Below are 9492 nucleotides of genomic sequence, written 5' to 3'. Positions count from 1 at the left end.
TACTCATTCTAGGTGCAGGTCGCTCTGCTACCTCTCTTATCGATTATTCAAAGAATCTGGCAGGACAAGAAAGCTGGCAAATAAGAGTCGGTGACTATTCCTTGGAATTGGCAGAAGAAAAGTGTGAAGGCCATGATTCCTGCACTGCATTTCAGTTTGATATCTTAAACGAATCTCAAAGAAAAGAGGAAATAGCTAAAGCTGATCTTGTGATCTCTATGCTTCCTGCCAAATTTCACCCTATCGTAGCCGAACTGTGTGTAGAAAGCGGTGTGCATATGGTTACGGCATCTTACGTGTCTGATGAGATGAAGGCGTTGGATGAAAAAGCTCAGCAAAAAGGAGTTATGCTGCTCAATGAGTGTGGTCTCGATCCAGGTATAGATCATATGTCTGCTATGAAAGTCATTGATCAGATAAGAGAAGAAGGCGGGGAGCTTACGGCCTTTGAAAGTTTTACCGGTGGATTGCTTTCTCCAGAAACTGATCCTGAGAATCCGTGGGAATATAAATTTACCTGGAATCCGAGAAATGTTGTTTTAGCCGGACAGGGGATTGTGAAGTTTATTCAAGAAGGTACTTATAAGTTCATTCCTTATCACAAGCTCTTTAGAAGAACAGAGCAAGTGCATATACCGGGCTATGGTTATTTTGAAGGCTATGCCAATAGAGACTCATTAAAATACCTCGATGTTTACAATTTGCGAGGTATCAAGACCATCTATCGAGGTACATTTAGACGACCTGGATTTTGCCGTACCTGGGATGTATTTGTACAGCTAGGTGCTACAGATGATACGTACATGATGGAGTCTGTCGATAAGATGACTCATCGTGCATTTATTAACTCATTTCTGTCTTATAATCCACATGACTCAGTGGAGCTTAAGCTTGCGCACTACTTAAGCCTGGATCTGGATGGACCCGAGATGCACAGGCTAAAATGGGCGGGGATATTTGACGATACACTCGTTGGTTTAGACAAAGGTACTCCTGCTCAAATATTAGAGCATATTCTAAATAAGAAATGGAAGCTACAGCCAGAAGATAAGGATATGATCGTAATGTGGCACAAATTTGAGTTCCTAACTAAGGAGAAGGAAAAACATGAGGTGCACAGTACTTTTGTGGCTATAGGTGATGATGCTACCGACACGGCCATGTCTAAAACTGTTGGTCTGCCTGTTGGAATTGCTGCCAAACTTATTTTGCAAAAGCAAATCGCTCTGTCGGGTGTTCACATCCCGATTAAAAAGGAAATTTATACCCCAATACTGAAAGAGTTGGAGGATATGGGTTTTGAAATGAGTGAGAAGCTTGTTGATTAACGCACCAGTTTATCAAGTTGCTTTAAAATTTTATTGCCTCTACTTTTGAAACCGGCTGATCCATAAGGCATTTGGTCTTCTATCAAAATTCTCAATTCGTGGGATAAGTCTGGCTCTATTTTACAGATATTGGCAAGTACGGTCATTGCAAATACTTTAACCGCGATGGGTTCATCACCAGAAGCTAAAAGATTAAAGCAATTTTCGGCAGCTATGCCTCTGAGCTCTTCCGGGATATCAATATTTTGAAGGGCCCTTACTGTATTTCGTTTGACCGCAACATGGACTGTGGCAGAAAGGCTATTAATCATTTGCTTCAGGTAAGGCCTTATTAATTCCGGGTGCTCGTCACTACAAATACTCATAGGCCATGCAGCTCTTTGTGTAACACGGTATGTGTCACTAAAAAACAGGGTCATGAGCTCAGCAAACTTTTCTTCATTACTACCGATGTATTGAGCTATTTTTTCTGCCTGATTTCTACTGTGCTCTTGAAGTAGTGCCGTTTTTATATCCATTTTCCGTAATTTGAGATTTTAAATTTATATCAAATGGATGTAGTCTGGATAATATTAGGCAGTATTTTGATGATCGTTGGGTTGATTGGCTGTTTGTTGCCAGTGCTGCCAGGTCCACCGCTAAATTATATAGGTTTATTGTTGCTACAACTAACCGCTGATAGCCCGTTTTCTACAAACTTCATGTTGCTTTGGCTGGCCATCACAATAGGTGTTGTTGCGCTGGATTATGTGATTCCCGTTTACGGTACCAAGCGCTTTGGAGGTAGTAAATGGGGAATTTGGGGCACCGTAATTGGCCTTATACTAGGCATTTTTATATTTCCACCTTTCGGGATAATAATCGGGCCGATAGCAGGTGCTTTAATTGGTGAGCTCTTATCAGGGAAAAACTCCAAGCAAGCCGGAAAGGCAGCAATAGGCTCTTTTATAGGTTTTCTGTTTGGTACATTTATAAAGTTAACAGCAAGCTGTGTGATGATATTTTACTTTGTGCAGGCAATATTTTAAGACTTTTGAAGATCCTACTTTATTGCCTCATACCCTTCATCAATTTTCAGATCACCACTTTCTGCCGCAGCCACAGCTAATTGATCACACCTTTCATTTTCCGGAATCCCGGCATGACCTTTCACCCATTTGAATTTGATGTTGTGCTTATTATAAAGAGGGATAAATGATTTCCATAGGTCGACATTAGCCTTTTTAGCAAAGTTTTTCTTTTGCCAGTTCCATATCCAACCCTTTTCTACAGCCTCAACCACATATTTAGAGTCTGAGTAGATCGTTACATTTTGCCCATCTTTTTTTAAAGCCTCAAGGCCTCTTATGACGGCCAGCAGCTCCATTCTATTATTTGTAGTATTCCTAAAGCCTTCTGAGAGCTCCTTGCGGTAATTTTTACCGTTTACTTTCGTCATCATGACGGTGCCATAGCCACCCGGGCCCGGGTTGCCTTTTGCGGCACCATCTGTGTAAATTACAATCATTGAATGAAGTTTATGTGCTCTTTGAAGAGTTTAACGGCAATGGCAAGTAGGATAATTCCAAATACCCTTCGTAATATGCTGAAGCCTGATTTCCCCAATTTTCTTTCAAGCCAGTTGGTAGACTTTAGTACCAGATAGACAAAAAGTAAGTTGATGACTATTCCTGCTAAGATATTTGGCGTTTCATAAACCGCTCTGATAGATAATATTGTGGTAAGCGTACCTGCACCGGCTATTAGGGGAAATGCCAGGGGTACTACCGAGCCAGCCCCGGTAGCATCAGGATCATCTTTAAACAACGTAACCCCCAATATCATTTCTATCGCTAATAGAAACATGATAATGGCACCTGCTACGGCAAATGAGCCAACATCAAGACCGAATAATTGTAGAATCGATTGACCCAGAAAAAGGAATACAATCATAAGTGCACCAGAAATGATGGTGGCACGACCGGAGTGTATTTTGCCCTCCTTTTTTCTTAGGTTGATGATAATTGGCACCGAGCCAAGTATATCAATTACTGAAAATAAAATCAGTGTTACGGAAAAGATGTCCTTGAAATTAAACATGGTGCAAAGTAAGAAAAAAACCTCCCACCAAAACAGTATTTATCAGACAAACTTCTGCTAGTCTACAGCTGTAAGAAATTCGTGGAGAGCCTTCATTTCTTTTGCTTTAATAGCCGGGAAATTGGCTATTCTAAAAGTGTTTTCCTTATGGCTTCCATATCCGTTTCCAAGAAGGAAACCCTCATCTTTTGCTTTTTGCTTTACACGTTTTATCAACTCTGGTTCACCACTAACCGGTACCACTGTATGTGATCGCACTCGGGGGTTTTTAACCAGAAGTTTCATGCCCTTTAGTTTATCTACTGTTTTTAAATGCTTTTTGAGTCTGGTTTTAAGTTTTTTGTGAACTTCATCAATAGGCTTGACTTTCTGAAGCACACGTTGGAGCAGGTAAATATTCAAGACATTGGGAGTATAGGTTGTTTGCCAGTCCTGCATTTTATCTATCATAAAAGGTAGGCTGTTGTAATGTTTACGCTCATTGATTTCCAAAGCCTTTTTTATCGCCTGAGGCGAACAAATCATAACCGCCATTCCGGCTGGGAGTCCGAAACATTTTTGTACAGAGGCATACCAAACATCAGCATCAGCAAATTTAAGCTCGACACCTCCCATTGATGATGTAGCATCTACAGCTATCAAATGGTTGGGATATTGCTTTCTCACTTTAGCAATTCTTTTTGTGCTTACCCTTGTGCCGTTTGAGGTTTCGTTTTGAGTGATGCAGATCATTCCTTTTTCTGAGGAAAGGTCCATGTCACCAATTTTTAATTCTGCCTCAATATTAAATCTGTAACCTATGCTTAGTTTATGAAGTTTCTTGGTGTATTCAAACCATTTCTCGCCAAATGCCCCGTTGAAGAAATGATAGCTGGTATTGTCAATCAATGACTGCGTAATTATTTCCCAGCACTCTGTAGCAGATGAAGCAAAGAATACTGTATAATCTTCAGGTATAAATAGCTTTTCTTTAAGCAAAGAGATGGTCGATGATGAGATTTTCATAAACTCTTCACTCCGGTGATTGATACTCATAACACCATCGGCATATGCATCTTTTACATATTTAGGTATCTGCTCATATACCTTGGAAGGACCAGGATAAAAACTAATCATGATTTGTGATTCTTAAAATAAGAAAGCGCCAATAGATATCCCTCAATACCGAGGCCTGAGATCATCCCAATACAATTAGCACTGATTATACTTTTATGTCTGAATTCTTCACGCGCATAAATATTAGAAATGTGTACTTCTAATACGGGCGACTCAATAGCAGCAATTGCATCTGAAATTGCCACAGATGTATGTGTGTAAGCTGCAGCATTGAGTATGATGCCATCATAAGAATAGCCTACTTGCTGCAATTTATTAACGATTTCACCTTCAATATTAGACTGAAAATGATCCAGATGAATGTCAGGAAATTTTGATTTTATATTTTCAAAAAATTGATCAAAGCTTTGGTCTCCATAGATTTCAGGCTCTCTTTTTCCTAACAGGTTGAGGTTAGGCCCATTTATGATTATGATTTTCATTAATTTTCCGTTTGATATACAATTTTTTTAATGAATTGGGACTTACAAATAAGGCAATTTAAAAACTACCTCAAGCTAGAGCGCTCATTATCAGACAACTCTGTTGAAGCCTATATTCGAGACATCATAAAGCTAAAACAGTTTGTTGAATTGTCCAATTTGGATGTTTCACCACATAAAATAGAGGCGCTTCATCTGCAAAATTTTATTGAGTATATCAATGAGCTCGGCATGACGGCACATAGCCAGGCGAGGGTACTCTCGGGTATTAAAGCTTTTTATAAGTACCTCATGTTTGAGGATCTGATCGAGAAAGATCCCACGGTTTTGATTGAAGGCCCGAAGCTAGGCCGAAAACTACCTGACACACTTAGCTATCATGAGATTGTTGACCTAATGGCAGCCATTGATATGAGCAAGCCGGAAGGGCCGAGAAACAGGGCTATTCTGGAGGTTTTATATAGTTCAGGTCTGAGGGTGTCTGAGCTGGTCGACTTAAGGCTCAGCAATATATATTTTGATATTGGCTTTTTGCGAGTAGTGGGAAAAGGCAACAAAGAGCGGCTTGTGCCTATTGGGAAGGACGCCATGAAGCATCTCAAAATATATATTGAGGAGGTACGCGTGCATCTTGATATAAAAGACGGACATGAAAATTATGCATTTCTTAATAGGAGAGGGAGGCAGCTCACACGAGTAATGATATTTACCATCATCAAAAATTTGGCAAAGGCCATTGGCATGAAAAAAAATGTGAGTCCACATACATTTAGACACTCTTTTGCCACGCACTTAATAGAAGGTGGAGCTGATTTGCGTGCGGTACAGGAAATGCTTGGTCATGAATCTATCACTACCACTGAGATTTATACCCACCTCGATCGTGATTATTTAAGGCAAGTCATTCAGGATTTTCATCCGAGGAGTTGAGTTAATTTTTATCTTTGCCGCCAAGAGTAACCAAAATCTTATATAGTGTATAAATCCCTCATCCGACCAATCCTTTTTCAATTCGATCCAGAGAAAGTCCATCATTTTACTTTTTCTGCATTGAAATTCTTTGGGAGCCTTCCTGGTGTAAAGTCTATTTGGAAAGGTATCTATGGTGTGAAAAGTAGATCACTAAAGCGCGAGTTTTTTGGGATTACTTTTGACAACCCGGTTGGCTTGGCTGCAGGTTTTGATAAAGATGCAAAGCTAATCGATGAGCTCTCCTGCATGGGGTTTGGCTTTATTGAAATAGGTACGCTTACCCCCGAAGGTCAGCCGGGAAATGAGAAACCTCGCCTGTTCAGACTACCCCAAGATAAAGGTATTATCAATAGAATGGGCTTTAATAATGAGGGAGTAATAAACGCTGTTGAAAGACTTAAAAGAAGAAAATCGAAAGTGATTGTAGGAGGCAATATTGGTAAAAACAAAGTTACCCCCAACGAAGAGGCGGGCAGAGATTACGCAATGGCTTTTGAGTCGCTATTTCCTGTGGTTGATTACTTTGTGGTGAATGTAAGCTCTCCAAACACGCCCAATTTACGGGCTTTGCAAGACAAGGAGCCGCTTAAAGCTTTATTACTGAGTCTAAAACAGCGAAATGAGACTAAAAAGCAACCAAAGCCGATTTTATTGAAGATTGCTCCTGATCTTACCGAAGAGCAATTAATTGATATCGTTGAAATAACCAAAGAGGTCAAGCTGGACGGTTTGATAGCAACTAACACTACCATCTCGAGAGAAGGACTCACAGTGTCAAAATCAGAAGTTGAAGCGATTGGTGCCGGTGGCTTGAGTGGCGCTCCTGTGAAAGACAAGTCTACAGCCGTGATCAAATTTTTAAGAACACAACTGGGCCCTGACTTACCAATAATAGGCGTGGGAGGTATCATGACTGCAGAAGATGCTATCGAAAAGTTTGAAGCGGGCGCATCACTTGTGCAGCTGTACACGGGCTTTATTTACGAAGGCCCACAACTAGTAAAACAGATCAATAAAAAACTGCTTGAGGTAAAATAGCAGTTAGGATTTAACGACTCAATTTCTAATATTTCCAAAATATTACTGAAATAGCAGTCGTTTCAAAATATCACTAAGCTTTGTATTTTTGAAAGAATGGCCAAAAACACATATAAATCAAACACATTTAAAAGTAGTACTAAAAGTAAAGGAAGTAAGAAAAGAAAGCTCAACCTAAGTTTAGGCTTTTTGAAGGACAAGCGCTTTCAACTATCTGTCGGGTTCTTCTTACTTATAAGCTCGTTGTATCTGGTAACAGCCTTTATCTCTTACCTTTTTACTGGTAAGGCAGATCAAAGTGTGGTCGAGGCTATGAACGAAACCGGTGTAATTCAATCTGGGCGAGAGGCAGAAAACTGGTTAGGCTTATATGGTGCTCTGATCTCTCATTACTTTATATTTAAGTGGTTTGGACTAGCTGCGTTTTTCACACCTCCATTTTTATTTTTAGCAGGTTATAAAGTTGTCTTCAAGAGAGAAATAGTTTCTGTATACTCAACATTTGTATTCTGTCTGTTTTTTACCTTTTGGCTGAGCATTCTTTTGGGCTATTTGGTATTTAATACCGATGGAGTATCAGAGTGGGGCTTCCTCAGTGGAGGCGTAGGATACGAACTATCAATCGTGCTGGAAGGACTTATTGGCTGGGGTACCATTTTACTGTTGTCCTTTTCTCTATTGGTATTCATTATTTACTTCTTCAACGTTACTACCATGCTTGGCTTCAAAGGCAAGATAAAAGATGGTGTGGGAGGTATAGAAAAGAACCTTGGCGACACTGTACAGGAGATTAAATCAGAAAAGTTTGATGTAGACACCAATGCTCAATATTTAGATGAAGATGACAAATGGGTAGAAAGAAAAGAAGAAGAGAAAGAAATTAAAGCAGAGGCAAATGAAGAGGAGGTCAAAGTTGAGGAAGAAATTATCCTAAAATCAGAAGAACCTAAAAAAGCTGAGAATAAGCCTTCCGTTGAGCTTGACGTTACGCTGCCAGAAAAGGAGGAAAAACCGGAAGAACCGGTTTTTTCTATAGATACAGAACAAAAGACCGAGAAAAGTGTAAGCGCTCAGGAAAACTACGACCCTACACTCGACCTCGGTTCTTATAAATACCCAACCATCGACCTGCTCAACGACTATGACTCTGGCAAGGTAAAAGTCACCAAAGAGGAGCTGGAGCAGAACAAAGACAGGATTTTAGAAACATTAGTTAATTTCAAAATCGGAATTAGCAGTATAAAGGCGACAATTGGCCCAACTGTTACACTATATGAAATAGTGCCTGAGGCAGGGGTGAAAATTTCTAAAATCAAAAACCTTGAGGACGATATCGCCTTGAGTTTGGCTGCACTTGGTATCAGGATAATTGCCCCGATCCCTGGTAAAGGTACAATCGGTATTGAGGTGCCAAACAAAAATCGTGAGATGGTAAGCATCAAATCGGTGCTTGCTACTGAGAAGTTTATGAAGAGCGATAAGGAGCTGCCAGTAGCTCTTGGGCGCACCATCTCAAATGAGGTACAAGTCATTGACCTGGCAAAAATGCCACACATTCTTATGGCGGGAGCTACCGGCCAGGGTAAATCAGTCGGTCTCAATGTGTTGCTTACCTCATTATTATATAAGAAACACCCTTCTCAGCTTAAGTTTGTGTTGGTAGACCCCAAAAAGGTAGAGCTTTCTCTCTTCAATAAGATAGAAAGACACTTTTTAGCCAAACTGCCCGACAGTGAGGAAGCTATTATTACCGATACCAAAAAAGTGGTAAATACCCTTAACTCTTTGTGTATTGAGATGGACAGGCGATACGATCTGCTCAAGGCAGGTGGGGCGAGAAACTTGAAAGAGTACAACGCCAAATTTATTAATAGAAAACTCAACCCGGATAAGGGCCATAGATTTTTACCATATATCGTATTGGTTATAGATGAGTTAGCAGACCTTATGATGACAGCCGGTAAGGAAGTGGAAACACCAATCGCCCGACTGGCACAACTGGCAAGAGCTATTGGTATTCACTTAGTTGTTGCTACTCAGCGACCTTCAGTAAACGTGATTACAGGTGTAATCAAAGCAAATTTCCCTGCGCGTTTATCTTTTAGGGTGACTTCAAAAATTGACTCACGAACAATTCTGGATACTGGTGGTGCCGACCAATTGGTAGGTATGGGAGATATGCTACTATCACAAGGTAGCGACATCGTAAGGATACAGTGCGCTTTTGTCGATACACCAGAAGTAGAAACAATTTGTGATTATATCGGTGAACAAAGAGGCTACGAAACTGCTTATCAGTTACCTGAGTTTACAGGAGACGATGACTCTTCTTCAGTAGGAGAAGTCGATTTGTCAGACCGGGATGCCTTATTTGACGATGCAGCGCGACTGATAGTGATGCACCAGCAAGGCAGCACCTCACTCATTCAGCGTAAGCTTAAATTGGGATATAACCGAGCTGGTCGACTTATTGATCAATTAGAGGCCGCTGGAATAGTTGGTCCGTTTGAGGGAAGCAAAGCTCGTGAAGTTTTAAT

Annotated in this window: 10 protein-coding genes; 5 read left to right on the top strand and 5 right to left on the bottom strand. The window is 40.4% G+C overall.

Annotated elements, in window-relative coordinates:
* On the top strand, positions 1-1328 hold a 1328-nt coding region (locus E1176_RS11465; RefSeq protein ID WP_155210751.1), incomplete at its 5' end, for a saccharopine dehydrogenase family protein.
* Here the strand turns inward: E1176_RS11465 and E1176_RS11460 are convergent.
* Positions 1325-1846: a hypothetical protein gene (locus E1176_RS11460; RefSeq protein ID WP_155210750.1), complete on the bottom strand. Its 522-nt coding sequence runs from the start codon at positions 1844-1846 to the stop codon at positions 1325-1327. The genes E1176_RS11465 and E1176_RS11460 overlap by 4 nt on opposite strands.
* 33 nt (positions 1847-1879) lie before the next feature.
* Here E1176_RS11460 and E1176_RS11455 point away from each other — a divergent pair, with 33 nt between their 5' ends.
* Positions 1880-2356, top strand: coding sequence for a DUF456 domain-containing protein (locus tag E1176_RS11455; RefSeq protein ID WP_155210749.1), 477 nt, complete (start codon positions 1880-1882; stop codon positions 2354-2356).
* 14 nt (positions 2357-2370) lie between these two features.
* Here the strand turns inward: E1176_RS11455 and rnhA are convergent, their stop codons facing one another.
* The 4 genes from rnhA to aroQ are packed head-to-tail and all read right to left on the bottom strand — an operon-like array spanning position 2371 to position 4945.
* Positions 2371-2835, bottom strand: coding sequence for a ribonuclease HI (gene rnhA / locus E1176_RS11450; protein WP_155210748.1), 465 nt, complete (start codon positions 2833-2835; stop codon positions 2371-2373).
* A complete protein-coding gene (locus tag E1176_RS11445) occupies positions 2832-3407 on the bottom strand; it encodes a MarC family protein (RefSeq protein WP_155210747.1) in 576 nt (191 codons plus the stop codon). Before E1176_RS11445 ends, rnhA begins: the two co-directional genes overlap by 4 nt.
* A gap of 57 nt (positions 3408-3464) precedes the next feature.
* Positions 3465-4523 carry an aminotransferase class V-fold PLP-dependent enzyme gene (locus E1176_RS11440; RefSeq protein ID WP_155210746.1) on the bottom strand — a complete coding sequence of 353 codons (1059 nt, stop codon included), beginning with the start codon at positions 4521-4523 and terminating at the stop codon, positions 3465-3467.
* Positions 4520-4945 carry a type II 3-dehydroquinate dehydratase gene (gene aroQ, locus E1176_RS11435; RefSeq protein WP_155210745.1) on the bottom strand — a complete coding sequence of 142 codons (426 nt, stop codon included), beginning with the start codon at positions 4943-4945 and terminating at the stop codon, positions 4520-4522. Before aroQ ends, E1176_RS11440 begins: the two co-directional genes overlap by 4 nt.
* 30 nt (positions 4946-4975) lie before the next feature.
* Between aroQ and xerD the strand changes: the two genes are divergently transcribed.
* The 3 genes from xerD to E1176_RS11420 all read left to right on the top strand — a co-directional run.
* Complete coding sequence (gene xerD, locus E1176_RS11430; RefSeq protein WP_155210744.1) at positions 4976-5875, top strand: site-specific tyrosine recombinase XerD; 900 nt, start codon at positions 4976-4978, stop codon at positions 5873-5875.
* Between the two features lie 45 nt (positions 5876-5920).
* On the top strand, positions 5921-6955 hold the full coding sequence (locus E1176_RS11425) for a quinone-dependent dihydroorotate dehydrogenase (protein ID WP_185152763.1): 1035 nt from the start codon (positions 5921-5923) through the stop codon (positions 6953-6955).
* 96 nt (positions 6956-7051) lie between these two features.
* Positions 7052-9492 (top strand): FtsK/SpoIIIE family DNA translocase (locus E1176_RS11420; protein WP_155210743.1); only part of this gene is annotated, 2441 nt, incomplete at its 3' end.

Origin of the sequence: Fulvivirga aurantia (assembly GCF_009711475.1) — a bacterium.
GTDB lineage: Bacteria > Bacteroidota > Bacteroidia > Cytophagales > Cyclobacteriaceae > Fulvivirga > Fulvivirga aurantia.
The sequence above is the reverse complement of the archived record's forward strand: the minus strand, read 5'-3'. Positions and strand labels throughout refer to the sequence as shown.

Excerpts from the sequence above, each read along its gene's own strand:
- E1176_RS11460 (WP_155210750.1), bottom strand. The coding sequence starts at position 1,846 with ATGGATATAAAAACGGCACTACTTCAAGAGCACAGTAGAAATCAGGCA.
- E1176_RS11455 (WP_155210749.1), top strand. The coding sequence starts at position 1,880 with ATGGATGTAGTCTGGATAATATTAGGCAGTATTTTGATGATCGTTGGG.
- rnhA (WP_155210748.1), bottom strand. The coding sequence starts at position 2,835 with ATGATTGTAATTTACACAGATGGTGCCGCAAAAGGCAACCCGGGCCCG.
- E1176_RS11445 (WP_155210747.1), bottom strand. The coding sequence starts at position 3,407 with ATGTTTAATTTCAAGGACATCTTTTCCGTAACACTGATTTTATTTTCA.
- E1176_RS11440 (WP_155210746.1), bottom strand. The coding sequence starts at position 4,523 with ATGATTAGTTTTTATCCTGGTCCTTCCAAGGTATATGAGCAGATACCT.
- aroQ (WP_155210745.1), bottom strand. The coding sequence starts at position 4,945 with ATGAAAATCATAATCATAAATGGGCCTAACCTCAACCTGTTAGGAAAA.
- xerD (WP_155210744.1), top strand. The coding sequence starts at position 4,976 with ATGAATTGGGACTTACAAATAAGGCAATTTAAAAACTACCTCAAGCTA.